Origin of the sequence: Aminobacter sp. J44, from assembly GCF_007829415.1 — a bacterium.
GTDB lineage: Bacteria > Pseudomonadota > Alphaproteobacteria > Rhizobiales > Rhizobiaceae > Aerobium.
Map to the genome: position 1 here is coordinate 44,052 of NZ_VLJG01000014.1, position 23,457 is coordinate 67,508.

The following is a 23,457-nucleotide window of genomic DNA, read 5'->3' on the forward strand; positions in this document are numbered from 1 at the left end:
GCTCATCCTTCGTAGGGGCCCGAATATTCGGAAACCAGCGAATCAAGGTTCGGGCGCGGCCGCTGCTGCGGCTGGCCGCTGAACGTACCAATATGCACAAACCCGACGACGCGTTCCTCGGGCGCAAGGCCGAGAATGCGCCGGCCTTCCTCATCGTCCGAATACCAGTTGGTGATCCAGTTGGTCGAATAGCCGAGGGCATTGGCCGCAAGGACCAGATTCATCGCGGCGGCGCCGCCCGAGAGGAACATCTCCCACTGCGGCACCTTGGGATGCTCGCGCGGCACTGAGACGACTCCGATAACGAGCGGCGCGCGAGAAAACCGCGTGCGTTCCTGCTCCTGCCGCGCTTCGCTGAGGTCCGGCTCGCGCTTCAGGGCGAGCTCTACAAGCTTCTCGCCGACCAGTTCCCTCGCCTCCCCGCGAAAGATGATGAACCGCCATGGAGCGAGGCGGCCATGATCAGGAACGCGCGAAGCGGCGGTCAGGATGGTGCGGATCTCTTCGTCGGAGGGTGCCGGTTCCTTGAGTTCCTGGACGGGAGCGGAACAACGGTTCAGCAGCAATTCAATTGCGGGATTCGACAAGACTGCCCCTTCATGTATGTCCGGGACACTGGATGTGCCCGGCAGCTCTTTGCACGTGTGAAGTTTTCGCCTTGAAATTGCCACCCGTATGCGGTCCAAAGCAAGGCATGAGAGGGGTGGTATCCAGTCTGTTCACGCTTGCCGCCGCGGTCGCCCTGTTTGGAGCCACCGCCGCGACAGCGCAGGATTTCGTCCAGCAAGGGACGACGATCGATGGTCTGCGCCTGCCTGGTTTGTCCACCTACGCCCCGCCCTCCAGCAGCGCACCACTTGCGCAGCAGGGTCTCGGCGAGGTCAAGCTGACCGCGCTGATGACGGAGGACGGCAAGGAAATCACCCGCGGAATTGTTTGGCGAGTATTCAGCCCCCAGGCCGGCGAAGATGGAAAGCTGCCACTGGTTGCTTCGGCACAGGGCGGCTCCAGTACTTTTCACCTTGAACCGGGCAGCTACCTCGTCCATGCCTCCTTCGGCCGCGCCGGTGCCACCAAGCGCATTACGGTCGGTGCCAACTCTAAGACCGAAACCGTCGTCCTCGATGCGGGCGGCATGAAGCTTGACGCCATTCTCGCCGGTGGCATGCGCATCCCCAACGGCAAGCTGAGCTTTTCCATCTACGAGGCCGAGACGGACGCCAATGGCGATCGCGCGCTGATCGCGCCGCAGGTCAAGCCGAATACCGTCGTGCGCCTCAAGTCGGGGACCTATCACGTCGTTTCAACCTACGGCGACGTCAACGCCGTCATCCGCTCCGACATCATTGTCGAAGCTGGCAAGCTGACCGAAGCGACGGTTGAGCACCGCGCCGCGGAAGTGACGCTGAAGCTGGTCCGCGAAAAGGGCGGCGAGGCGATCGCTGACACGTCCTGGGTCGTGCTGTCGGACGCGGGCGATATCGTGCGTGAAAGCGTCGGCGCTTTCTCTTCGCTGGTGCTGGCCGAAGGCGACTACGCGGTGGTCGCGAAGAATCGCGACAAGATCTACCAGCGCGACTTTACCGTCGTTGCCGGCCGCAATCAGGATGTCGAGGTCCTGATCTCCGAGGCCGAAACGGATCCGGCGGCTGACTAAGCCAGCCGCCGGTCTTCATTTCCTGATCAGATTGCCGCTGCAGCAGCCCGGGCGCGCTTGATGTCCGGAGGCGTTGCCTCGTCCACCAGCATCGCGATCGTGGCTTCGAGCGTGCTCGACTCCTGGTCACGCGAGCCGAGGCGGCGGATGTTCACCGTGCCCTCTTCCGCCTCACGGCGGCCGCAAACGAGAATGACCGGCACCTTGGCCAGCGAGTGCTCGCGGACCTTGTAGTTGATCTTCTCGTTACGAAGGTCCGCTTCGGCGGCAAGGCCGGCGGCACGCAGCTTGGCGACGACGCGCGAAGCGTACTCGTCGGCGTCCGAGGTGATCGTCGCGACAACCACCTGCACCGGCGCCAGCCAAAGCGGGAAGTGACCCGAGAAGTTCTCGATCAGGATGCCAAGGAAGCGCTCCATCGAGCCGCAGATCGCGCGGTGAACCATCACCGGCTGCTTTTTCTCAGAGTCGGCACCGATGTAGAACGCGCCGAAGCGCTCCGGCAGATTGAAGTCGACCTGAGTCGTGCCGCACTGCCACTCACGGCCGATGGCGTCCTTCAGCGTGTACTCGAACTTCGGACCGTAGAACGCCCCCTCGCCGGGCAGGATGCCGGTCTTGATGCGGCCGCCCGACTGCTCCTCGATCTGCTTGAGGACGCGGGTCATGATCTCCTCGGCGTGATCCCAGTTCTCATCAGAGCCGACGCGCTTCTCGGGACGCGTCGACAGCTTGACGACGATCTCCTCAAAGCCGAAGTCCTGGTAGACCGACAGGATCAACTCGTTGATCTTGAGGCACTCCTCGGCGAGCTGCTCTTCCGTACAGAAGATGTGCGCATCGTCCTGCGTGAAGCCGCGCACGCGCATCAGGCCGTGCAGCGCGCCCGAGGGCTCGTAGCGGTGAACAGTCCCGAATTCAGCAAGGCGGATCGGCAGTTCGCGATACGACTTAAGACCGTGCTTGAAGATCTGGACGTGGCCCGGGCAGTTCATCGGCTTGAGAGCGAAGATGCGCTTGTCCTCGGCTTCCTCACCCGCCGACTGCACGGCGAACATGTTCTCCTTGTACCAGCCCCAGTGACCCGAGGTCTCCCACAAGCCGTGGTCGAGCACCTGCGGTGCGTTGACCTCCTGATAGTCGGCGGCAAGGCGGCGTCGCATGTAGGCGACCAGCGTCTGGAACATCTTCCAGCCCTTCGCGTGCCAGAACACGACGCCCGGCCCCTCCTCCTGGAAGTGGAACAGGTCCATCTCACGGCCCAGGCGGCGATGGTCGCGCTTCTCAGCCTCTTCAAGCATGTGCAGGTACTGGTCGAGCTGCTCCTGCGTCGCCCAAGCCGTGCCGTAGATGCGGGTCAGCATCGGATTGTTGGAGTCACCGCGCCAGTAGGCGCCCGCGACTTTCATCAGCTTGAAAGCGTTGCCGATCTGGCCGGTCGAGGCCATGTGCGGGCCGCGGCACAGGTCGAACCAGTCGCCCTGGCGGTAGATCTTGATGTCCTGGTCTTCCGGGATCGCGTCGACGAGTTCGACCTTGTAGGCCTCGCCCTTCTCGGCGAACACCTTCTTGGCCTCGTCGCGCGACCAGACTTCCTTGGTGAACGGCTTGTTGCGCTGGATGATCTCCCGCATCTTCTTCTCGATGGCGGCGAAGTCGTCCGGCGTGAACGGCTCGTTGCGTGCGAAGTCGTAATAGAAGCCGTTCTCGATCACCGGGCCGATGGTGACCTGGGTGCCCGGCCACAGCTCCTGGACCGCCTCGGCGAGCACGTGCGCCGCGTCATGGCGGATCAGTTCGAGCGCGCGCGGATCGTCGCGCGTCACGATTTCGACCTTGCCCGAGTTGCCGAGCGGGTCGGACAGGTCACGCAGCGTGCCGTCGACGGCGTAGGCCACGGCCTTTTTCGCCAGGGACTTGGAGATGGATTCGGCCAGCTCGGCGCCGGTCATCGCCGCGTCGTATTCGCGGACGGAACCATCGGGAAATGTAAGGGAAACGGAAGCCATCGAAATTCTCCTATCCAGTCCCGCCTACGAACGCGGGTGGCCTCAAGATTTATCGTGGCGCGCAAAGCCGGCTGCCACGCGGCGGCACACATAACCGCCCTGACCGGATAGGTAAAGGGCCCGCGCCTTGCGGCGCGGGCCCTGAACTTGCTGATTAGGCCGGTTAGGCGACGCTGATGTCTTCGACAGGAGCGTCCGGACCATTCTTCTTGATCGACTCGATCGCGTTCTGAGCGCTCGCCTTCGACTTGTAGCCTTCGGTCGAGAACATGATCTCGCTGTTGTACTTGAAGCGAACTCGATATTCGCCGGCCTTGTCCTTGTAGATTTCGAACTTGTGCATGGACCCCTCCAAATTGCGCGAGTGCGAGAGGCCGTCAGGTTGCTTCGTTCACCCCCGACACGTCAAGCTTCATCAACCACTGACAGTCAGCATTCACGATGCGACGGGGGTTTTTCCCGAGGAAATCGCCCAGTAACGCCACGGCAGGTACCAGACGAAGCGGCTGTCGAGCGTTTCAGGAACAAGATCAATCCCGTGCGTTCCGCCGGGTCCGCAGCGCATCACCCTGAACAACCCCATGAAGCCGCCAGCCCACAGGCCGTGCCGTGCGATCGCCTCATAGGCATATTCCGAGCAGGTTGGGAAATGCCGACAGGAATTGCCGATGAAGCCCGACAGCGTCAGCTGGTACAGGCGCACGAACGCGGTGCCGATGAGCCGTCCCGGCGTCCTGCGCCAGGGACCGTCCCAGTTCCGGCCGCGCCGTGCGGGCTTTTTCGCATCCTGCTTCAAGTACACCTCAAGAGAACAATCCGTTCAGCGTCACGCATTTGAACGGCGCCGTGAAACCTTTAATTGTGAACCAACGCAACGGAAAGCCACGCCGTTCGGGCGCGGCCAAAGGATCTTATCATGACCGACAGTGTTGAACTCGGCCTCGATACGTTCGGCGACGTCACCGTCGACGAAAACGGCAAGCTGAAGCACCATGCTCAGGTGCTGCGCGACGTTGTCGAACAGGGCGTGCTCGCTGATCAGGTTGGCATCGACTTCATCGGCCTCGGCGAGCATCATCGCGACGATTTCGCGATCTCCTCGCCGGAGGTGGTTCTCTCCGCGATCGCTGCGCGAACCAGTCGGATCCGCCTGGGTTCGGCCGTTACCGTGCTATCCTCCGACGAGCCGGTCCGCGTCTTCCAGCGGTTCTCGACGCTCAATGCCATTTCGAACGGCCGTGCCGAGGTCATCCTCGGCCGCGGCTCTTTCACCGAGTCGTTCCCGCTCTTCGGCTACAATCTCAACGACTATGAGACGCTGTTTTCCGAAAAGCTCGACCTCTTCGCAGGCCTGTTGAAGGGCGGTCCAGTGACGTGGCAAGGGACGGTGCGCCCGCCTCTGCGCGACCAGATGGTCTACCCGCCGATCGAGAACGGTTCGCTCAAGACCTGGGTCGGCGTCGGTGGCAGCCCGGAATCCGTGGTCCGTGCCGTGAACTACGGCCTGCCGATGATGCTTGCGATCATCGGCGGTGACCCGAAGCGTTTCCTGCCTTTCATCGACCTCTACCATCGCGCGGTCGAGCAGCTCGGCGGCGAGGTACAGCCGCTCGGCGTTCATTCGCCCGGCCACGTGGCCGAAACTGACGAACAGGCGCTGGAAGAACTCTGGCCCGGCTACGAGATGCTGCACAACCGTATCGGCGGCGAGCGCGGCTGGGGCCGGATCACGAAGGACCGGATGAAGATGGAGGCCGATATGGGCTCGCTCTATGTCGGCTCGCCGGAGACGGTCGCGAAGAAGATCGCGAGCACGATCAAGACGCTCGGCATCCATCGCTTCGACATGAAATATGCGTCTGGCCCGATGCCGCATCCGACGCTCATGAAGAGCATCGAACTCTACGGCACGAAAGTCATGCCGATGGTGAAGGACATCCTCGCTCAGGGATGACGGGATGAAGAGGCGGCTCAGGCCGCCTCGCCTGCCCGCTTCTTCTCGACCTGGCCGATCGCATCGACAACAGCGTCGAAGGTAAGCATCGTGGAGGCATGACGCGCCTTGTAGTCGCGAACCGGCTCCAGATATTTGAGGTCCGCGAAGCGGCCCTCCGGCGGCGCGCCGTTCTCCTTCAGCATCTTCAGCATCGCCTCGCGCACCGCGCGAAGTTCATCCGCCGTCGCGCCGACAACGTTCTGCGCCATGATTGAGGACGACGCCTGGCCAAGCGCGCAGGCCTTTACTTCATGGGCGAAGTCGACAATGACCTCCCCCTCCATCCGGATGTCCACGGTTACAGTGGAGCCACACAGTTTTGAGTGCGCCGTGGCTGTCGCATCCGGAGCTTGGAGGCGGCCAATGCGGCCGATATTCCCTGCAAAGCCAAGGATTTTCGCGTTATAGACTTCGTCGATCATGGCTTTCGCCCTTGTGGCCAGGAAGACGGATTGTTTACTCCATACCGGTCTTCCAAATCGTATTCTACCTGCATATATAATGGCCGGACGCCGCGAGCGACAAGCAAGCCTGTCGCTTGAGGTAGGAATGCACGCCGCTTCCCGGGATGTGGATGTTCCCCGTGAATGGCTGTGGTCCGTTTAACTCGTCCCTTCCTCGAAAGGGACTACGGGAGACACCTTTCATGGACGCGATCGTCAAGAACTTCCCGCCGCGTGCGGAAAACCCGAAGCATTCTGAGCCGGCACCGACCCAGGCCGAAGTCGAAGCCGCCGTGCGCACGCTCCTTCGCTGGACCGGCGACAACCCTGATCGCGAGGGCCTGATCGACACGCCGAAGCGTGTGGCCAAGGCATATCGCGAGATGTTCTCCGGCTATACTCAGGACGCGGCCGAAGAGCTCGGCCGCACCTTCGAGGAAGTCGAGGGCTACAACGACCTCGTCCTGGTTCGTGACATCCAGTTCCACTCGCACTGCGAGCACCACATGGTGCCGATCATCGGCCGCGCCCATGTCGGTTACCTGCCCGACGGCAAGGTGGTGGGTCTCTCCAAGATCGCCCGCGTAGTCGACATCTTCGCGCATCGCCTGCAGACGCAGGAAGCGATGACCGCACAGATCGCTGGCGTGATCCAGGACGTCCTCAACCCACGTGGCGTTGCCATCATGATCGAGGCCGAGCACATGTGCATGGCCATGCGCGGCATCCGCAAGCAGGGCTCAACCACGCTGACCACAACATTCACCGGCGCGTTCCAGGACGATCCCCAGGAGCAGGCGCGCTTCATGATGATGCTGCGCGCCGGCACCGGCCGCTAATCTTCCCGGGACAGATCATGGAATTCACCGCGCCTTCGAGCGACAAGTCCGTTCTTGAGGAAGGCAAGCTCTTCTCGCCGCGCTTCGACCGTGACGGGCTCGTGACCGCCGTCGTTACCGACGCGGCCGACGGGACGCTGCTGATGGTCGCGCACATGAACGCGGAAGCGCTGGCAAAAACGCTCGAGACCGGGATCGCGCACTATTGGTCGCGCTCCCGCAAAAGCCTCTGGAAGAAGGGGGAGACCTCCGGCAACCTCCAGCATGTGGTCGAGATGCGTACCGATTGCGACCAGGATGCGGTATGGCTGAAAGTAGAAGTCGCCGGTCACGACGCAACCTGTCACACTGGGCGGCGTTCCTGTTTCTACAGGATCGTGGTGGCAGAAGATGGGACGGCAATACTTTCAGACGACGGTCAGCCGGCCAAGTTTGATCCAGAAGGTGTCTACGGCAACTAGCCGCGTCGCCTTCCCCTCCTATTCATCATTTCGATACAACCTGCGACCTATATTGCGCGCAGGAGGAGGGAGCCATGACGATGCTTGACTGGGCTGCACTGCGGAGCAGCAAACAGGACCCGACGAACGGCGAGGATCAGCCGCCCGCCGCACCGGAAGAGCCGTCTCCAACTCCCCGCAAAAAATCCCCGATCGCACTGGCGCTTGGCGGCGGCGCGGCGCGCGGCTGGGCACATATCGGCGTCCTGCGCGCCCTCGACGAGGCCGGCATCGAGATCAGCATGATCGCCGGTACTTCGATCGGCGCCCTCGTCGGCGGCTGCTACCTCGCCGGCAAGCTGGATGAACTCGAGGAATTTGCCCGCTCGCTCACCAAGCGCCGCATCTTTGGCCTGCTCGACCTGCGCCTCGGCGGCAACGGCCTGCTGGGCGGCATGAAGCTGACGCAGAAGATGCAGCAGCATCTCGAAGGGATCACCTTCGCCGACCTGCCGAAGCCGTTCGTCTGTGTTGCGACGGAAATCCGTACTGGCCACGAGGTTTGGCTGTCGGGCGGCTCGATCATCACCGCGATGCGGGCATCCTATGCACTGCCGGGCGTGTTCGAGCCGGTGACCTGCAATCGCCGGGTGCTGGTCGATGGCGCGCTGGTCAATCCGGTGCCGGTGTCGGTCTGCCGTGCCTACGAACAGACCCGCGTCGTGGCTGTGAACCTTCACTACGACCTTTTCGGTCGCGCCGCGGTCATCAAGCACAGCGCCGATGATAAGAACCCCGAGGATGGCGCGGAGCTCGTTTTGGATCGCGGCCCGAGCGAGCGCGACGTGCGTCTCGGCATCACCGGTGTCATGGTCGAGGCCTTCAACATCATTCAGGACCGCATCTCGCGCGCCCGCATGGCAGGCGACCCGCCGGACCTATCTCTGCTGCCCAAGCTCGGCCACATCGGCCTTACCGAGTTCTACCGCGCTGACGAGGCAATCCGGATCGGTTACGAGACGACCAAGAGTCAGCTTGCCGAGCTTGAACGCCTCCAAACTGTAATCACCTGAAACCAAACGGGTATTCGGTTCCTCTCCGAGCGTCACCACACGCGTCGCTTGTGCCGGGCTGCTCCCGCCCTTTTCTGACCATTTTCCCGCCTTAATTCGATTTTAGCCGTGATGTTGCGTAACAGCTTACGATTCGTTACCTCTGTGTTTCTGGGACGGGCAAACCTGCGGATCTGGGCTGTTAGACGTAGGCGTGTCGCGGCACGCGCAGTTCCTGGAAGGGGTTCGGTTTGAAAGTAGAGGACTCGCGCTACGCACGCGCCGGCAGGCGCGTTATTCTCTCGACGCTGGCGTCGATCCTCCTTGCATCCTGCACGACGAGCGGTTCTGACGAGTTCATGGGCTTTTCGCCCACTGCAGCTTCCTCCCTGGCCGCAGCCGAACAAACTGTCGCGCTGAGCGCACCTGAACTTCCTTCCGCCGACGCTCCGGCACCAGTCTCCGCCTTTGTCCAGGAAGAAGGCGACCCGAACCTTCCCGACACCGTTGCAGCAGCTCCGGGCCTCCGTCCGGTCCTTTCCGCTGGCGGTCCGGTTTCCCAGCTGCAGGAAACGACGCTGCAGCAGCAGGCAGAGGCTCTCGCTGCGCAGCAGCAGGTTCAGCAGCAGATCGTGACGGCGGCGCTCGCGCCGCAACAGGCACCACCAACTGCAGCCGAATCGCAGACGCAGACTGTTCCCGTTCCGGCGCCCTCGCCTGCAGCCGCTGCAGCGCCGGCACCTGCGGCCGAATCAGTACCCGCGGCGCGCCCGGAGGCAGAGGCGCCCGCAACGGCAACCGCCTTCATCGCTCCTACCGAACCACCGAAGAAACGTGGCCTGTTCGCCTCGCTCTTCGGCAACCAGCAACAGCAGTCGGCGCCGCAGCCGCTCATTCCGCAAGCAGCAGCACCTGCACCTTCCGAGGCGCCCAAGGCGCCAGCCGCGGCTCCTGAACCAAAGCCCCGCCCGATGATTCAGCTCGCCTCGAACGGCAATAGCAAGCCTGCGAAGGCGAGTGGGGCTGGCGAAAATGCCCTCCCCGGCGTTCGAACCAATTCTCTCTTCGAAATTTCCCGCCGCTCCGGCGCAGACGAAAGCGACGACATCGACGTTTATGAGGATGAGGAAGCTCCGGTGCAGGTAGCCTCGGCAGCCGGCCTCGCGCGACTCGCACCCAACGGCCTGCTGCGCCAGACCGACCACGTCGACGTCGCCTGCCTGAAACCTTCGCTGGTGCGCACGCTGAAGGCGATCGAGAATCACTTCGGCCGCAAGGTCGTCGTCACCTCCGGCTACCGCAACCCGGCACGCAACGCGAAGGCCCGTGGCGCGAGGAACTCGCTGCACATGTACTGCGCCGCAGCTGACGTGAAGGTCGAAGGCGTCAGCAAGGCGCAACTTGCTGCTTTTGCTCGCTCAATGCCCGGCCGCGGCGGCGTTGGCACCTACTGCCACACCGACGCCGTGCACATTGACGTAGGCCCGGAACGCGACTGGAACTGGCGCTGCCGGCGCCGCAAATAATTTTTCGCGGGAAGGGTGTGAAAAAGTTCTCCTTCCCGTGAAAGAGGGGGTTGCACTCCGCGAGGATGCCCCATATAAGCCCTCTCGTAACTGGCCCGCGCCCATCGTCTAGCGGTTAGGACGGCGCCCTTTCACGGCGCAAACAGGGGTTCGATTCCCCTTGGGCGTACCAGTTTCCCTCCCTTAAAAATTTGGTTCTGCATCACTGACCGAGCTTCCGTGTGCATTTCGCATCGGATGACGATCTGGCGGCAACATCACGCTCCGCATAGCCTTTCTGTCTGCGTCTCCCAGCATCACTGACTCACCGAATGCGTCAGTGATGCCGAGTCGAGCTTCGGCTTGTTCAGCTTCACCTTCACGACGTCGCCGGGCATTAAAGGTGTCGATTCCTCCGCTTCGAATTCGACCGACTGACCGTTTTCCAACCGCACAATCGTCATCGACACCTGCGGCTCGTCGAGCGCCGGCCCCTTCTTCGCCAACAGCTCGAGCAGCAGCTTTTGCGACGTCTCGCGCTTCAGCAGCATCTGCTCCAGCGATGCGCGTTGCTGCTGCAGTTCAGAGGCGATCTCCGTCTTGCGGCGATCATGCAGGCCATCAAGGCTCCGTGTCGCTTCCGCGACGCCCTGCCGGGCACGCATGATAGCTGTCACCTGATCGAGGCGGTCGGCACGATGTGAGGTTAGCGCCCGTTCGAGATCGGACTGGCGCGACGCAATCGCGATTCCCTTCTCGACGAGCGTCGTAACGCCCTTGAGTTCCCGTTCCGCGGCGGCGATGGCCTGATCGGACGCCACGATCTTCTGCTCGAGTACGCCAATCTCCGCATGCAGAAGCTCCCGCAACTCATTGAGCGACTTCGTCTGCCGCTCGAGTTCATTGGCGCGGGTCTGCATGATCATCCGCTCATGGGCCTGGACCTCCTCGGCGAGGGCCTGGTCTTGCGGATCCAAGGGCATCTGCGGGAAACGGATCTCGGTAGCCCCGTCCATCTCCGCCTCGAGCCGCGCGATTCGCGCCCTGGCGCGCAGGATATCGCTCTCGATCGAGCGCAGGTCGCCGACCAGCTTGATCTCATCCGAAGGCTGCACCTGCGACCTGCTCTGGCCGCCGGACATCGCGATCGCCTTGAGCACGCTCATGCCCGGGCGATAGCCGTGGGAGCCGGGAGTATTCACATCACCCACCACGTAGATCGGCGGGTACTCCATGATTTCCACCGTCGTGTTCGGGATGTCTACCGTGCCCATTGCCTGCTGCAGGCGGTTGGAAATCTCGTCAGCCAGCTGCTTGCTGTCGCGCCCTTCCACGGGAATCGCGCCGACGACGGGCACCGATATGGTTCCGTCGTCTGAAACCACGAAATCGCCGCCAAGTGCGCTCCATTGCTCATAGACACCCTTCATCGGCATCCACTGCACAACTGTGATCCGCAACTTCGTCTGGGGAACGAGCACGTCCTCGGCGGCCATGCCGGATGTGGTCGTGCTCAACACGGCAAATGAAGCCGCGGTGAAGAGGAACCGTCGACTCTCACTTATAAACTGTAGGAAGGAAGTCATGTGCCCGCTGCCGGCCCTTCTTGCATCACGTTGACAGCAAGTCTGATCGAAGGCACCTGCGCGGGTAAGGTGGCACCTCGTCGGCGCCCCTAATCCTTAAGGATGGCTCCGGCGCATCGGGTGCCACCCAAAGTTTCAACGGGTGGCATCCCTTCTCGTCCGTTGATGGCAAGATGAGGCCGCGCCTCAACCTATTGCAGCGTCGCAAGGTTGCAGGCGCCAAGCTATTGTTCCGCAACCAAAGCCTTGGTTCGTCGGCGGGAGGCTGATGTGCGACCTTTCAGGCACACGATGCAGGAGCTGATTTCGTGGATTTCAAATCCAGGGACGAGCAGAATTACGACATGAGTGTCATCTGCCCAGATACGGGACATCCCCGGCGAACTATGCTGGTTCTCGCATCACAGGGGCTGTTTCCGCCGAGCATGGTCCATGCGATCGAACGGGAATTTCCATGGATCACCGTCGAGCAGCGGACGGAAGTCGCGGCTGCGGACGCAAGATACCGCTTCCCGCTGGCGCTGATCCTGCTGGATCCGGACCTCCTTGCCTCTCTCGAAGCCTTGGCGGCAACACGCGGCCGCGATCAACCGCTTCCCGTGGTCGGACTTATCGAGCAGGAGAGCAGAGACCGTGAGAAGGTCCTGACGCTTGTTGAAAGGTCGCGGGTGGCTCGCAGCGTTCTGCCGATGAACATGCGGCTCGACGTCTGGCTGTCGGTGATCCGCCTCATGCTAAGCGGCGGAGAGTACTATCCGCCGATGATCAAGCGCGAGCCAGAGGTGCCGAGGCACCCAGCCGCGTCTTTGGAACCCGCCACCGTCCAGGCGCCGGCGAAGCCGACAGCGCTTCAACTGGCGGGGCTGACGCCGCGCGAGATCGAGGTACTGGGAATGGTGGCCCTTGGCATGCAGAACAAGTCGATCGCGTCCGCGTTCTCGCTTTCCGAGCACACTGTGAAGATCCATCTTCACAACATCATTGCCAAGCTGGGTGTACACAACCGCACACAAGCGGCAGCAATGTACAGGGAAGCCGCGACGAACCAGGAGCGGTGAGACACTGCAGCAGTTGATCTTTTCGCGAAACCAGACGCTTCAGGGACGGGTCCCGTGGTCTAGGTAGCGGAGGTCGAACCCGGTAAACTCTGCCGCCCGGTGGACGTCCGGGAACGTCACTGTCCCCTCCCGAAATACCACCAACTTGATCTCCCGCAACTGGCGCAGCACGCGGTTGAGATGGATGGTCGTCATGCCGAGCGCATCGGCGAGCACCGCCTGGGAAATCGGGCACGGATAGTTGTCACCAGTGCCGCAGCCGATCAGGTGCAGCCGCGCCCCGAGCTCCAACAGGAAGTGCGCCGTACGCTCAAGTGCCCCTCTCCGCCCGACGCTCACCAGATGTTCTACCACCATCGCCTCGTCGCGGGATGCAGCCCACAGGAGCGAGACCGCGAGCTTCGGCGCAGCCCGAAACACGTCCCACATGGCTTCGACGGTCACCTTCGACACCTCGACATCGGTCAGGGTGATGAAACTTTGGTCAGAGGTACGCAGAAGCAGGCTGCGCACACCGAGGAAGTCTCCGGGAAGGTGGATGTCGATAATTTGCCGGCTGCCATCGCGCAGGCGTTTGTATGAGCACGCCCAGCCCTTGCGAAGAATGTACGCGCCACGGTTGGTCTGGCCCTGATAGACAACCTCGCTTCCGGCAGCAAATTGCATCCGATGCCGTTGAAGGTCCTCTAGCCTCGCCTTCTCGTCCTCGCCGAGCGGCTGAAACGCCTGCAGCTTAATTGCGAGGGCGTCTTCATCGTGGTCCATCTGGTGTTTTCTGCGCATTCCCAGCCTGCCTGCCTTCGCTATGATTGGCGGGTATATCGCCAGTCTAACGCAAGGTTATTGATCTGGATCTATAATGTAAAACAGCCACTTCCGATCCGCGTGTCAGCTAAACTTGGTGTGATGGACCTGCTCTACATCCTAGGTCTGACTAACTCGGACTACCGACTACTACTTTTGGGGGATGCCGGTGGCTTCACATGCATACGTTCGCCTGACCGCACCCTCACCTTCATGGCGTGCATTCCGACGTTGTGGCCGATTGGCCAGTCTAACGGGGGCACCGCTCACACCCGCGACGGCGCGAAACTGCACCGTCAGCCTGGTCAGGCACCTCCTGCGACCAAGCTGCTTCTCATAACGCCTATTTTTCAACGAGATGTGTCCAGGCCCCGCCTGAGACGCCGGCACGCGGCATTCACCCCCCGCTATTCTGGCCGAACGCCAATGTGAGGCAGTTTGGCCACACATTAGACAAGACGACAACATTTAAGGCGGGGTTAATTTCGATCAATTTTCAGATCATTCAAAACCGCTATGGTTGTATTCGGTTGTCGATTATTTCGACTGCGGCGGGGAATGCTTAGTGGGGGCAAAGTCCAAACTATAAATAGGCGGGCGGAAATCTTTCCAGTCATGCATCGGCATGCCTAGACCCGCTGTGAAAGAGGATCAGGCTAATGAACATGGGTATCGTCACTAACGGCACTCGTAACGCATTTGATGTAGTTACTGCCCCGCAGCTCCCCGACGATATACCTGCCAAGAAGGGCGGCGTTTCGGGCGAGGAGAGTATCGAACGCAAACTGCTGATCGTCGATAGCAGGGCACTGGACCGAGAATGCTTTGCGCAAAGTCTGGTATCCCACGGAATTGGGATGACAGTACTTCCATTCGGATCGGTTGAATCATTTAAAGCAACGAAACAACCAATCTCTTCACTATCCGCGGTGCTGTTCAATGTCGGCGGAAGGCGGATCAACGAACCTGCGGTTGCAGATGAAATCAAGAAGCTGGTTACGGAACTCGGCAAGATTCCGCTGATCATCCTAGCCGACACCGACGAGCTGCCGCAGATCATGCAAGCACTTGAACTCGGCGCCCGCGGTTTCATTCCGACCTCAGTCGGCATCGATGTCTGCATCGAAGCAATTGGCCTTTCGATGGCGGGAGGAGTGTTCGTTCCCGCGAGCAGTGTTCTTGCAATGCGCAAGCTGGTGGAAACGAACATCGAGAACCATCCCTATGCCAGCATGTTCACCTCACGTCAGGCCGAGGTGGTGGAAGCCCTTCGGCGCGGCAAGGCGAACAAGATCATCGCCTACGAATTGAACCTGCGCGAAAGCACTGTAAAAGTTCACATCCGCAATATCATGCGCAAGCTCAAGGCAACGAACCGGACTGAAGTCGCATACAAGATCAATGACATGTTCCCGAACTATTCGCTTTCATCGGGAAGCCAGGCCTCTCGTTCTCTTGGCAACTGATCTGCCCTTCAATGACCGGTTCCGTTAACGACAACGGATACCGTCTTGAACAGGATCTTGAGATCGGTACCGAATGACATCACCTTCGCGTAGCGGGTATCGTGCATTGCTCGCTCCGCGAAGGTGCAGTTGTTCCGCTCGCTGATCTGCCACAGCCCCGTCAGCCCAGGCTTCATCTCGTAATAGGCGGAACCCGGATACTGGTTTCGCTGCTCGGGCATGAACGGCCGCGGCCCTACCAGCGTCATCTGCCCCACGAATACGTTCCAAAGCTGGGGCAGCTCATCCAGAGAGTACTTCCTCAGGAACCTGCCGACTCGTGTAACCCGGGGGTCGTGCCGCAGCTTCTGATGCAGCTCCCATTCCGGGCGCGCCTCAGGACACTCCTGCAAATACGCCTCGAGCATCTCGGCTGCGTTAGGACGCATTGTCCGCAGTTTCCACATGCGGAAGACCTGACCGTCCTTCCCAACCCGCATCTGGCTGTAAAATGCCTTCCCTCCCTCCAGCCTGACCAGCAAGGCTGCAACGCCGATGACCGGCACTACGACCGGAGCCGCGAGTACAGTCGCGGCAATGTCCAGGCAGCGCTTGCTGAAGAAATAGAGCCTCCTCCTTGTCCTCTCGGCGTCCGCTATCGTGATGATGTCGAGGGACGGGCCTGGCGCCAGTTCGTGACGATAGTCAGACATGATAAATCCCCACCTCCCATGGAAATTCGAGGCAAGAGATCCCCGTCCGCAGAACGTGAGTCCTGCGCCGTTGAGCAGTAAAAATGCTCGCTGTGCGATCTCCTGTTGTTCAGGAAAAGTTAGCCATGAAGGGTGGAGTGCTCAATCAATCGTCCGTTAGCTATTAAGAGCTACGACCTTGATTTAATTTGACATTACGGCGCCCGACTCCAGCACAGATGCGAGACTCTGCTTGGTCTACAGACCGTCGCATGACGCAAAACTTGGCCAAAATCGACCATGCTGGGGATGTCCGCCTGCTGCCAGGCGATGAAAGGATGGACCGTGACGGCTCCTGCCGGCCTAGATCGCGACACCCATACGTAGAAGTAGCATTAGAAGGTCTGCCCGGCTCGTTGCCGTGGGATGCATAGGTTGTACCACCTTAGCCAACCGGATGAGGCTGGTTCAGGTGTTTTCCCTATTCCACTTTCCGACCGTGGACGAGCTATTGTCTGACAGCAAGAAGCCGATCATCCGCCGGGCGCGGTGAAGCCGCACGCAAACCAGCACGGCAAAGGCCAGCACTCGGGCTCGAAAGCTTCGAATGCGACGCGTCCTGAAGACGGTGATCGTCTCGGCGAGTGGCGAAAGGGCAACCGCCACGCTTTTAAGGGCCCACATCAGGTTATCGGCAACATGAGGACCCAGCTTCCTGAATTCATGGGCAACGTGCCGGTCCCAGCGCACCAGAAGTTCGCCGAGGGAGGCACAGGGAGGCGTATACACCTTCGCTTCATCGAGGTACGCGATGCGATAGCCCTCTGCGCTCGCCTTCATCCCCCAGTCGGTATCTTCCATCGTGCCGATGCCGCCGAACGGCCCGACAGCCGCAAAAACCTTCGCGCGCACCGCCATGTTGCCAGTGGCGGAGAAGGCGTACTCGGTGACATAGCGGTCATTGCGGTAGCTGAAGACGCTTTCGTACGCCTCGATCGCGGTCAGCCGTTCTGGCTGCGCCGGCTGGATCCGGATGTCGCCGCCGACGAAGTCGACGTCCGGATTGCGCGCGAAAAAGCTGACGATGTACTCGATCCAGCGCGCCCCGGCGATGCAGTCGCAGTCGATGAAGGCGAGGATTTCACCTTGGGCTACGGCCGCGCCACGGTTGCGTGCGGGCCCCGGCCCCGGCACCAGCTCGACCTCGAGCTTCACCCCATCGAAATCCGCACACACACCGGTCGGCGGCTGAGCCGAGCCGTTGTCGACGACGATAATCTCACAGGGAATATCGGTGGTTCGCTGCGCGACGAGCGACGCGAGGCAGCGCCTGAGTTCATCCGGCTCATTCAGATGGGGGATGATCACACTAATCATTGGTACTATAGGCATCGAATTCCTACCAACAAAACCGGAGTTAAACTCAAACACAGGCTGAGTACAAATCATACTCATGTCAATTCAAAAATTTTCCACCGGGGTTTTTGAGGGATCACATGTCTATACACAGCTTGAATACTAGTGAGAGTGTACAGAATTATGCCTTAGCGCCATTTTGTATTATTGGAGGCGGACTCGCCGGGCTTCTGATTGCCCGCAAACTTTCCGAAGCCGGGCGCAAGGTCATCGTCCTTGAAAGCGGCAATGACGGCAACTCGGAGGATGTCGACCGGCTGAACGAGCTGGACGACCCGTCCAGCCGCTACACCCGTGCGACCACGGGACGTCGGCGTGGCCTGGGGGGGACCTCCAGTCTCTGGGGCGGCCGGATGATACGGATAAGCCCGCATGATACGTCACGTCGCCCGCATGTTCCTGATGGCGCGTGGGATCTCCCGGCAATGGAGCTAGACACCTACGAGGAAGAGATCGAAGCTCTTTTCAAGGTCGCCTCGGGATCACATGACGAGCTGGAAGATGATACCGGCCCTATTGCTCCGGAATTTCCCGTCGATTGGATGTCGCTCGTTCCGCGCTGGGCAAAGTGCCCGCGCTTCAAGAACTGCAACATCGCTACCCTGCTCAAGGATGAGCTGAGACGCTCGCCCAACATCGACATCTGGCTCGATGCGACGGTCTGCGACTTCGAGCTGGATGCGCAATCGGGTCGTCTCGCGGCGGTGCGCGCCCGCAACTTCACAGGCCGCGAGCTCCTGGTCAGGGCGGACCGCTTTATCCTCGCCGCGGGCACTATCGAAACCACACGGCTTCTTTTGCTCCTCCAGCAGCGTTCCGGCTACCGCGCTTTCTCCAGATGCAAGGTGCTCGGCCGATACTTCCAGGATCATCTGAAGGCGCATGTCGCCACGATCGATCGCAGCGATCCGCAATCAACGAACCGTCTTTTTGGATACCGCTTTGTCAATGGTACCCGGCGGGATCTTCATCTGGAACTCGGCCACGGCGTGCAGGTACGCGACGAAGTCGGCAGTGCCTTTGCATATATCGCCATGGACCTCGATGACAGCCCGCTCTCGCACGTCAAGCAGATCGCGCACTCGATCCAGCGCGGTGAGGTGGACCTCAAGGCAACCGTGCGCCTCTCGGGCAACGTCGGGCTGATTGCACGGGCCGCCGCCTGGCGCCTGGTCCGGAAGCAGTTGTTCGTACCCGCGGACATCGTCCTTCGCCTGATGGTGTGCGTGGAGCAACTGCCAGACTGGAACAACCGCCTCGTCCTGTCCGACAGGCTCGATGCGCTTGGCGTCCCGATGGTTCATTGTGACTGGAACCCTACCCAGACTGACGAGAGGACGTTCCGTTCCACCATCAGCGCAATCTCTGCCTACTGGGAGCAGGCCGGCTTCAACCAGATCTGTCCCCTGAAATGGGTCAGCCCTGTGAAGGAGGACCCAGCCCACATCACGAGCATCGCTGAAGCATGCGCGCATCCCTCTGGTACTACGCGGATGGGATTAGACCCCTCGACTTCCGTAGTCGGGCCGGATCTGCACTGCCACGAGGTGCCAAATGTCGCTGTTGCGAGCGCCTCGGTCTTCCCGAGCGCTGGCAGCGCCAACCCGACTTTGACGATCATGAAACTCGCGCTCTGGCTGGCGGACTCGTACCTGCGCGAACCGTCGCGACAGATGCGTCCCTACGCCATCAACGCCTCATGAGCGAGATGGCGTCGAGGGGTACCACTACCGCCAAAGAGAGTAGCCCGAGGCTAACCTTCCGAGCTGTAGTCCCCTATCGGCGATCTATCGTCCCCGGCTGCGCTCGCATGAAGATGGATCAAGCTGGCATTATTGCCGCAACGGACGACAGGCAACAAAATGACCGATAGCGACATCCGCTTCTACCTTTCGATCCTGATCGGAAGACTGCCTTACATCTTCAGCATCGCTCTCGTTGTCGCAGGCCTTGGGATCACGGTGGCTTACCTGATGCCGACGGTCTATGGCGCCAGCGCCAAGATCCTGGTGGAACCGCCGCAGATCCCCGCGGAGATGGCAAAGCCGACCGTTCATATTCCGCCGCTTGAGCAACTGCAGATCATCCAGGAAGAGATCACGACGCGGGAGAACCTCCTGGAGCTGGCGCGCCGGCTGGATATTTTCGGCGATGCAGCCGAGAAGCTGACAGAAGGGGAAATCGTCGAAAATCTGCGCAAACGCACCATCCTCCAGCTGGTTCCGACGGAACGCGAGGGTGCGACCATCTTCAGCGTATCCTTCCAGGCTCGCGATCCAAAGCTATCGGCACAGGTCGTCAACGAACTGGTTTCGATCATCCTTGCGAAGAACGCGGGCATGCGCGCCAGCAAAGCAGGCGACACGCTGGAGTTCTTCGAAAAGGAGGTGGCTCGTCTGGCCGATGAGCTCGCCCGTCAGGAAGAGGCGGTGCTGGAATTTCGCAATGCCAATATCCACGCCCTCCCCGACAGCCTCGACTTCCGCCGCGCCCAGTTGAGCAACCAGCAGGAACGGTTGCTTCTCCTCGAGCGCGAAGAATCGTCACTGAGGGTGCGACGGACCAACCTTGTGCGCGTCTTCGAGACGACCGGTCAGGTCGCAGGCACCGGGCCGCTCTCGCTCGAACAGGAAATGCTGCGTGACCTGAAGCGGTCTCTGGCAGAGCAACTGGCAATCTTCTCCGAAGGCAGCCCGAAGATCGTCGCACTCCGTGGCCGGATCGATTCGCTCCAAAGGGAGGTGCAGGCCAGCCAGGACACCAAGCAAGCGGCGGGCGGCGTTTCCGAGCTCGATCTCCAGCTCTCCGACATCGATGAGCGCCTGTCCTTCATCGAACGCGAGAAGGCCGCCATCAAGGAGAACCTTGATGTACTGGCAAAAACCATCGAGGTCACACCACAGAACGAGACGAGCCTGAACGCTCTCGAACGCCACCGGGACAACATCCAGGAACAGTACAACAAGGCGGTTGCCAAGCTGGCTGAAGCGTCAACCGGCGAACAGATCGAACTCCGCGCCAAGGCCGGACGGTTCACGCTTGTTGAGCCCGCCATTCCGCCCGAAAGCCGCTTGAGCCCCAACAGGCGCAAGATCGCCGGCATCGGCGTGGCAATGGGCATCTTCCTCGGTTTCGGCGCGATAGCCGGCCTCGAACTAATGAATCGGACCGTGCGAAGGCCAGCAGACCTCGTCCCGCTGGTCGAGGAGCCGCTGCTTGGCACTATTCCCTACATCTGGAACCCGGGAGAGAAGGAAGCTCGGAAACGCAAGCTCTCCATCAGCCTGGCAACGTTGGTATGCGCGGTCGCCATCGCGGGGGCAGCCCTCTACCACTACCGTCCGCCGCTCGCGATCGCCTTCGAGAACCTGATCGAAAGCATCGACCGCAACAGTCTGATGTAATTCCGGAAAAGGCACACCATCATGCAACAAGAAGAAACTCGGATCGTGCCAATGGAGCACATTCGAACGGCGATGCAGAAGGCGGGGGCATCTTTCGGATCTCCCCGCACCAGCGAACCGCCAGCTCCGACCAAGCCGCTCCAGGAGACGGTTTGGGACGCCCTCCCAGTAGCGAGGCTGAGCCCGGCGCATCTGGAGGGTAGCCGGATAGTCACCCTGGACAAGAACCATCAGGTGGGCGTTGCTTATGACATGCTGCGGACCCGCGTGCTGCAGCGGTTGCGCGAAAACAACTGGACCTCGATCGCGATCACCTCGCCGACGGCGGGCGGCGGAAAATCTTCGCTCGCGCTCAACCTCGCCTTTAGCCTGTCCAACCGGCCGGATTGCCGCATCGCGCTGCTCGACTTCGACCTGAGGTGCCCAACGATTGGGACCAGCCTCGGCATCCCCGCGTCTTCACCGATCGAGGAATTCATCCGCGGCACCAGGAGCTTCGAGCAATCCTTCAAGAAGCTGAAGGACAACCTCGCGGTAGCGACCAACGGCCGGCCGGTCGAGTTCGCCGCCGAGTTGCTGCAAAGTCCGGAGGCTGTCAGGTGCGTCACGGAAGTCAGGGAAAAGCTTTCGCCTGACGTCATTCTCTACGACTTGCCGCCGATGCTTGCCGCCGACGACGTGATGGCATTCCTGCCGAACGTCGACTGCGCGATCCTGGTGGTCGAGGCGGAGAAGAACACGCCCGAACAGGTCGCGGCGTGCGAATACGAGTTGTCCTCGAGGTCAAAGCTGCTCGGGGTTATCCTGAACAAATGTCGTCACGCCGTTGAAGCGCAGGCCTATGGCTATGGAGGCTGACCGTGGACGCTCGTTTTCGGGAGAGTTTCGCGCCGGTGAGTACCGAACGCAGTGAAGTGGCCACCGCCAGGTCCGGCTCGGCCGTTTGCCTTTATCTGGAACACTTCGGCCTGAGGGAGCGGCCGTTCAGCCTGCAGCCGGACCCCGCCTACCTGTACTGGTCAGAAGAGCATGCCCGCGCCTATGCGATGCTGGAATACGGACTGGCGAGCTTCGCGCCGATCATCGTCATTACCGGGGAGATCGGTGCTGGCAAGACAACGCTGGTGCGCCACCTGCTTTCGTCCGCGCCCAGTTCGCTGCAGGTCGGCCTGATCTCGGACGTGCACGGTAATCGCGGCCAGCTGCTGCAGTGGATCCTGCGTGCACTTGGTGACAATGAGGCCGAGAAGTCGATGTCCTACGTGAAGCGCCTCTCGCGCTTTGAGGAATACCTGCACCGCCAGGCGATGGCCGGAAACCGCACCCTGCTCGTCTTCGACGAGGCCCAGAACCTCTCGGCAAAGAAGCTCGAGGAGCTCAGGTGCTTTTCCAACCTCAACGGCGGAAACATGGAGTTGCTCCAGCTTCTGCTGGTGGGCCAGCCGGAGCTGAACGAAATTCTGGCGCGGCCGCGCCTGCTGCAGTTCGCCCAACGCGTCTCCGCCAAGCACCACCTGTCCGGCATGCCGTTGTCGGCGGTGCGGCCCTACATTAATCACCGGCTTGTGACTGCCGGCGCCAAGTCTTGGATATTTACCCCAGGCGCTTGCGATCTGGTCGCGGCCGCCAGCGCAGGCCTGCCGCGGGTCATCAACCAGATTTGCGACTACGCGCTGGTCTATGCCTTCGCCGAGGGCCGCACGGTCGTGGCGGCGGATCTGGTTCAGCAGGTGATCGACGAGCGTGGCATCCGCTCGCTCGTGCCCCAGCCCGCAGCCAGGTAATCACCAGCCGGAAAAGAAAACGGCGCGGAACACGTTCCGCGCCGTAACAATTTTTGCCTGACTTAGCGCCAGATGCCGCGTGTGTCGTAGACGACCTTGCCGCCCAGGCGGGTATGACGCATCGCCCGGAACGGCTCGTGTTCGACCAGCAGAACCACGATGTCAGCCTCTTCAACCGCCTGCACCGCGTCCTTGAGCTTCAGGTTCTCGCAATCCGAAAGGAGCGGCGGCAGTTCGGCGACATAAGGGTCGCAGGCGGCGATCTCGACATCCGGCAGTCCTTTGGCGATCAGGTTCACCACCTCCACCGCGGGGCTCTCGCGGATGTCGTCGACGTTCGCCTTGAAGGTAAGGCCAAGGCAAGCAATCGAGGGGGCTCGGAACCGCTGTGCCTTGGCGATCACCTGCTCCGCCACATGGTGGGGCCGGCGATCATTGACTTCCCGGGCTGTCCGCAGCAGCGGCGATAGCTGCGGCGCGGCCGCCACGATGAACCACGGATCAACCGGTATGCAGTGCCCGCCGACACCTGGACCGGGATTGAGGATATTCACGCGCGGGTGCCGGTTTGCGAGGCGGATGACCTCCCACACATCGACGTGCAGATACTCGCAGATCAGCGAAATCTCGTTGGCGAAGGCGATATTGACGTCGCGATAGGCGTTTTCGACCAGCTTGGCCATCTCGGCACTGGCGGCGTCCGTCAGCAGGATCTCGCCCTGCGCGAATACGCGATAGATCGAGGCTGCCTTCTGCGCGCAACGCGGCGTTATCCCACCAACGATGCGGTCGTTGGTGATCATCTCGATCATGATGCGGCCGGGCAACACGCGCTCCGGGCAGTGCGCCAGGTGGATGTCGGGCTGCGGCTCGGTGTCATGCGGCAGTTTGAGGTCTGGCCGCTCTTCGCCGATCCAGCCCTTTACTTTTTCGGTCGTTCCAGGCGGCGAGGTCGATTCCAGCACCACGATCGCGCCACGCCTCAGCTTCGGCGCAATGCTGCGCGCGGCCGCCTCGACATAGGCGAGATCCGCCTTGCGATCCTCGGTGAAAGGGGTGGGCACCGCGATGATGTAGGCATCCGCCTCGGGCATCTCACGCGTTGCGACGAGCCTCCCCATCGCCACCGCGCCGCTGACGGCAACCGCAAGGTCAGGTTCCACGAAGGGCACCTCCCCCCGTGACACCGCCTCGACGATGGCGGGATTGACGTCCACCCCGACCACATCGATGCCCCGTGTTGCTAGCGCCACCGCGGTGGGCAGCCCAATATACCCCAGGCCGACGATGGCGACCTTGCCCGTGAATTTGTCGTCCATGAAACGGT

General features: G+C 61.3%; 22 protein-coding genes and 1 tRNA gene. 13 read left to right on the plus strand and 10 right to left on the minus strand.

Going from position 1 to position 23,457, the window contains the following annotated elements; all coding sequences use genetic code 11:
• Positions 1–2 precede the first annotated feature (2 nt).
• Complete coding sequence (locus L610_RS07420; protein WP_024848710.1) at positions 3–587, minus strand: nitroreductase; 585 nt, start codon at positions 585–587, stop codon at positions 3–5.
• A 107-nt stretch (positions 588–694) separates the two neighbouring features.
• Here L610_RS07420 and L610_RS07425 point away from each other — a divergent pair, with 107 nt between their 5' ends.
• Complete coding sequence (locus L610_RS07425; RefSeq protein WP_034330302.1) at positions 695–1,657, plus strand: hypothetical protein; 963 nt, start codon at positions 695–697, stop codon at positions 1,655–1,657.
• A 26-nt stretch (positions 1,658–1,683) separates the two neighbouring features.
• Here the strand turns inward: L610_RS07425 and thrS are convergent, their stop codons facing one another.
• From thrS to yidD, 3 genes are all read right to left on the minus strand, one after another.
• The gene (gene thrS / locus L610_RS07430) at positions 1,684–3,666 is read right to left on the minus strand and encodes a threonine--tRNA ligase (RefSeq protein WP_034330299.1); all 1,983 of its coding nucleotides are present in this window, start codon (positions 3,664–3,666) and stop codon (positions 1,684–1,686) included.
• A 163-nt stretch (positions 3,667–3,829) separates the two neighbouring features.
• Positions 3,830–4,009 carry a YegP family protein gene (locus tag L610_RS07435; RefSeq protein ID WP_024848707.1) on the minus strand — a complete coding sequence of 60 codons (180 nt, stop codon included), beginning with the start codon at positions 4,007–4,009 and terminating at the stop codon, positions 3,830–3,832.
• A gap of 93 nt (positions 4,010–4,102) precedes the next feature.
• Entirely contained in the window at positions 4,103–4,462 is a 360-nt protein-coding gene (yidD, locus tag L610_RS07440; RefSeq protein ID WP_024848706.1) for a membrane protein insertion efficiency factor YidD, read from the minus strand.
• Between the two features lie 120 nt (positions 4,463–4,582).
• On the opposite strand from yidD, the gene L610_RS07445 reads away from it, so the two are divergent.
• Positions 4,583–5,620: an LLM class flavin-dependent oxidoreductase gene (locus tag L610_RS07445; RefSeq protein ID WP_024848705.1), complete on the plus strand. Its 1,038-nt coding sequence runs from the start codon at positions 4,583–4,585 to the stop codon at positions 5,618–5,620.
• 17 nt (positions 5,621–5,637) lie between these two features.
• Here the strand turns inward: L610_RS07445 and L610_RS07450 are convergent, their stop codons facing one another.
• The gene (locus L610_RS07450; RefSeq protein ID WP_024848704.1) at positions 5,638–6,084 is read right to left on the minus strand and encodes an iron-sulfur cluster assembly scaffold protein; all 447 of its coding nucleotides are present in this window, start codon (positions 6,082–6,084) and stop codon (positions 5,638–5,640) included.
• A 224-nt stretch (positions 6,085–6,308) separates the two neighbouring features.
• Here L610_RS07450 and folE point away from each other — a divergent pair, with 224 nt between their 5' ends.
• The 5 genes from folE (at position 6,309) to L610_RS07475 (ending at position 10,134) form a co-directional block, all read left to right on the plus strand.
• Entirely contained in the window at positions 6,309–6,944 is a 636-nt protein-coding gene (folE, locus tag L610_RS07455) for a GTP cyclohydrolase I FolE (RefSeq protein WP_144703923.1), read from the plus strand.
• A 17-nt stretch (positions 6,945–6,961) separates the two neighbouring features.
• Positions 6,962–7,405: a phosphoribosyl-AMP cyclohydrolase gene (gene hisI, locus L610_RS07460; RefSeq protein ID WP_024848702.1), complete on the plus strand. Its 444-nt coding sequence runs from the start codon at positions 6,962–6,964 to the stop codon at positions 7,403–7,405.
• 80 nt (positions 7,406–7,485) lie between these two features.
• On the plus strand, positions 7,486–8,457 hold the full coding sequence (locus tag L610_RS07465; RefSeq protein WP_144703946.1) for a patatin-like phospholipase family protein: 972 nt from the start codon (positions 7,486–7,488) through the stop codon (positions 8,455–8,457).
• A 230-nt stretch (positions 8,458–8,687) separates the two neighbouring features.
• The gene (locus tag L610_RS07470; RefSeq protein WP_024848700.1) at positions 8,688–9,962 is read left to right on the plus strand and encodes a YcbK family protein; all 1,275 of its coding nucleotides are present in this window, start codon (positions 8,688–8,690) and stop codon (positions 9,960–9,962) included.
• A 97-nt stretch (positions 9,963–10,059) separates the two neighbouring features.
• Positions 10,060–10,134, plus strand: a tRNA-Glu gene (locus L610_RS07475).
• A gap of 124 nt (positions 10,135–10,258) precedes the next feature.
• Here the strand turns inward: L610_RS07475 and L610_RS07480 are convergent.
• Positions 10,259–11,437 carry a polysaccharide biosynthesis/export family protein gene (locus L610_RS07480; RefSeq protein ID WP_246658957.1) on the minus strand — a complete coding sequence of 393 codons (1,179 nt, stop codon included), beginning with the start codon at positions 11,435–11,437 and terminating at the stop codon, positions 10,259–10,261.
• A 398-nt stretch (positions 11,438–11,835) separates the two neighbouring features.
• Between L610_RS07480 and L610_RS07485 the strand changes: the two genes are divergently transcribed.
• Complete coding sequence (locus L610_RS07485; RefSeq protein WP_084466000.1) at positions 11,836–12,585, plus strand: response regulator transcription factor; 750 nt, start codon at positions 11,836–11,838, stop codon at positions 12,583–12,585.
• A gap of 39 nt (positions 12,586–12,624) precedes the next feature.
• On the opposite strand, the gene L610_RS07490 is transcribed toward L610_RS07485, so the two are convergent.
• Complete coding sequence (locus L610_RS07490; protein WP_024848697.1) at positions 12,625–13,350, minus strand: Crp/Fnr family transcriptional regulator; 726 nt, start codon at positions 13,348–13,350, stop codon at positions 12,625–12,627.
• 698 nt (positions 13,351–14,048) lie between these two features.
• Between L610_RS07490 and L610_RS07495 the strand changes: the two genes are divergently transcribed.
• Positions 14,049–14,855, plus strand: coding sequence for a response regulator transcription factor (locus L610_RS07495; RefSeq protein ID WP_246658958.1), 807 nt, complete (start codon positions 14,049–14,051; stop codon positions 14,853–14,855).
• A gap of 8 nt (positions 14,856–14,863) precedes the next feature.
• Here L610_RS07495 and L610_RS07500 read toward each other — a convergent pair whose 3' ends face one another.
• Positions 14,864–15,547 (minus strand): sugar transferase, encoded by a 684-nt coding sequence (locus L610_RS07500; RefSeq protein WP_024848695.1) that lies wholly within the window; start codon positions 15,545–15,547, stop codon positions 14,864–14,866.
• A 447-nt stretch (positions 15,548–15,994) separates the two neighbouring features.
• Positions 15,995–16,903 carry a glycosyltransferase family 2 protein gene (locus L610_RS07505; protein WP_144703929.1) on the minus strand — a complete coding sequence of 303 codons (909 nt, stop codon included), beginning with the start codon at positions 16,901–16,903 and terminating at the stop codon, positions 15,995–15,997.
• A 119-nt stretch (positions 16,904–17,022) separates the two neighbouring features.
• Here L610_RS07505 and L610_RS07510 point away from each other — a divergent pair, with 119 nt between their 5' ends.
• From L610_RS07510 to L610_RS07525, 4 genes are all read left to right on the plus strand, one after another.
• Complete coding sequence (locus L610_RS07510; RefSeq protein WP_084465997.1) at positions 17,023–18,645, plus strand: GMC oxidoreductase; 1,623 nt, start codon at positions 17,023–17,025, stop codon at positions 18,643–18,645.
• Positions 18,646–18,804: 159 nt separating this feature from the next.
• Positions 18,805–20,346, plus strand: a complete 1,542-nt coding sequence (locus tag L610_RS07515) for a Wzz/FepE/Etk N-terminal domain-containing protein (RefSeq protein ID WP_024848692.1) — start codon at positions 18,805–18,807, stop codon at positions 20,344–20,346.
• A gap of 51 nt (positions 20,347–20,397) precedes the next feature.
• A complete protein-coding gene (locus tag L610_RS07520) occupies positions 20,398–21,204 on the plus strand; it encodes a CpsD/CapB family tyrosine-protein kinase (protein WP_024848691.1) in 807 nt (268 codons plus the stop codon).
• A 35-nt stretch (positions 21,205–21,239) separates the two neighbouring features.
• Positions 21,240–22,130 (plus strand): ExeA family protein, encoded by an 891-nt coding sequence (locus L610_RS07525; protein WP_144703931.1) that lies wholly within the window; start codon positions 21,240–21,242, stop codon positions 22,128–22,130.
• Positions 22,131–22,192: 62 nt separating this feature from the next.
• Here L610_RS07525 and wecC read toward each other — a convergent pair whose 3' ends face one another.
• Positions 22,193–23,449 (minus strand): UDP-N-acetyl-D-mannosamine dehydrogenase, encoded by a 1,257-nt coding sequence (wecC, locus tag L610_RS07530; protein WP_024848689.1) that lies wholly within the window; start codon positions 23,447–23,449, stop codon positions 22,193–22,195.
• Between the last annotated feature and the right edge of the window lie 8 nt (positions 23,450–23,457).

Coding starts and splice junctions, on each gene's coding strand:
- wecC (WP_024848689.1), bottom strand. CDS start 23,449: ATGGACGACAAATTCACGGGCAAGGTCGCCATCGTCGGCCTGGGGTAT.
- L610_RS07480 (WP_246658957.1), bottom strand. CDS start 11,437: ATGGCCGCCGAGGACGTGCTCGTTCCCCAGACGAAGTTGCGGATCACA.
- L610_RS07495 (WP_246658958.1), top strand. CDS start 14,049: ATGAACATGGGTATCGTCACTAACGGCACTCGTAACGCATTTGATGTA.
- L610_RS07505 (WP_144703929.1), bottom strand. CDS start 16,903: ATGATTAGTGTGATCATCCCCCATCTGAATGAGCCGGATGAACTCAGG.
- L610_RS07510 (WP_084465997.1), top strand. CDS start 17,023: ATGTCTATACACAGCTTGAATACTAGTGAGAGTGTACAGAATTATGCC.
- L610_RS07435 (WP_024848707.1), bottom strand. CDS start 4,009: ATGCACAAGTTCGAAATCTACAAGGACAAGGCCGGCGAATATCGAGTT.
- L610_RS07490 (WP_024848697.1), bottom strand. CDS start 13,350: ATGGACCACGATGAAGACGCCCTCGCAATTAAGCTGCAGGCGTTTCAG.
- L610_RS07445 (WP_024848705.1), top strand. CDS start 4,583: ATGACCGACAGTGTTGAACTCGGCCTCGATACGTTCGGCGACGTCACC.
- L610_RS07450 (WP_024848704.1), bottom strand. CDS start 6,084: ATGATCGACGAAGTCTATAACGCGAAAATCCTTGGCTTTGCAGGGAAT.
- folE (WP_144703923.1), top strand. CDS start 6,309: ATGGACGCGATCGTCAAGAACTTCCCGCCGCGTGCGGAAAACCCGAAG.
- hisI (WP_024848702.1), top strand. CDS start 6,962: ATGGAATTCACCGCGCCTTCGAGCGACAAGTCCGTTCTTGAGGAAGGC.
- L610_RS07425 (WP_034330302.1), top strand. CDS start 695: ATGAGAGGGGTGGTATCCAGTCTGTTCACGCTTGCCGCCGCGGTCGCC.
- L610_RS07500 (WP_024848695.1), bottom strand. CDS start 15,547: ATGTCTGACTATCGTCACGAACTGGCGCCAGGCCCGTCCCTCGACATC.
- L610_RS07520 (WP_024848691.1), top strand. CDS start 20,398: ATGGAGCACATTCGAACGGCGATGCAGAAGGCGGGGGCATCTTTCGGA.
- L610_RS07465 (WP_144703946.1), top strand. CDS start 7,486: ATGCTTGACTGGGCTGCACTGCGGAGCAGCAAACAGGACCCGACGAAC.
- thrS (WP_034330299.1), bottom strand. CDS start 3,666: ATGGCTTCCGTTTCCCTTACATTTCCCGATGGTTCCGTCCGCGAATAC.
- L610_RS07515 (WP_024848692.1), top strand. CDS start 18,805: ATGACCGATAGCGACATCCGCTTCTACCTTTCGATCCTGATCGGAAGA.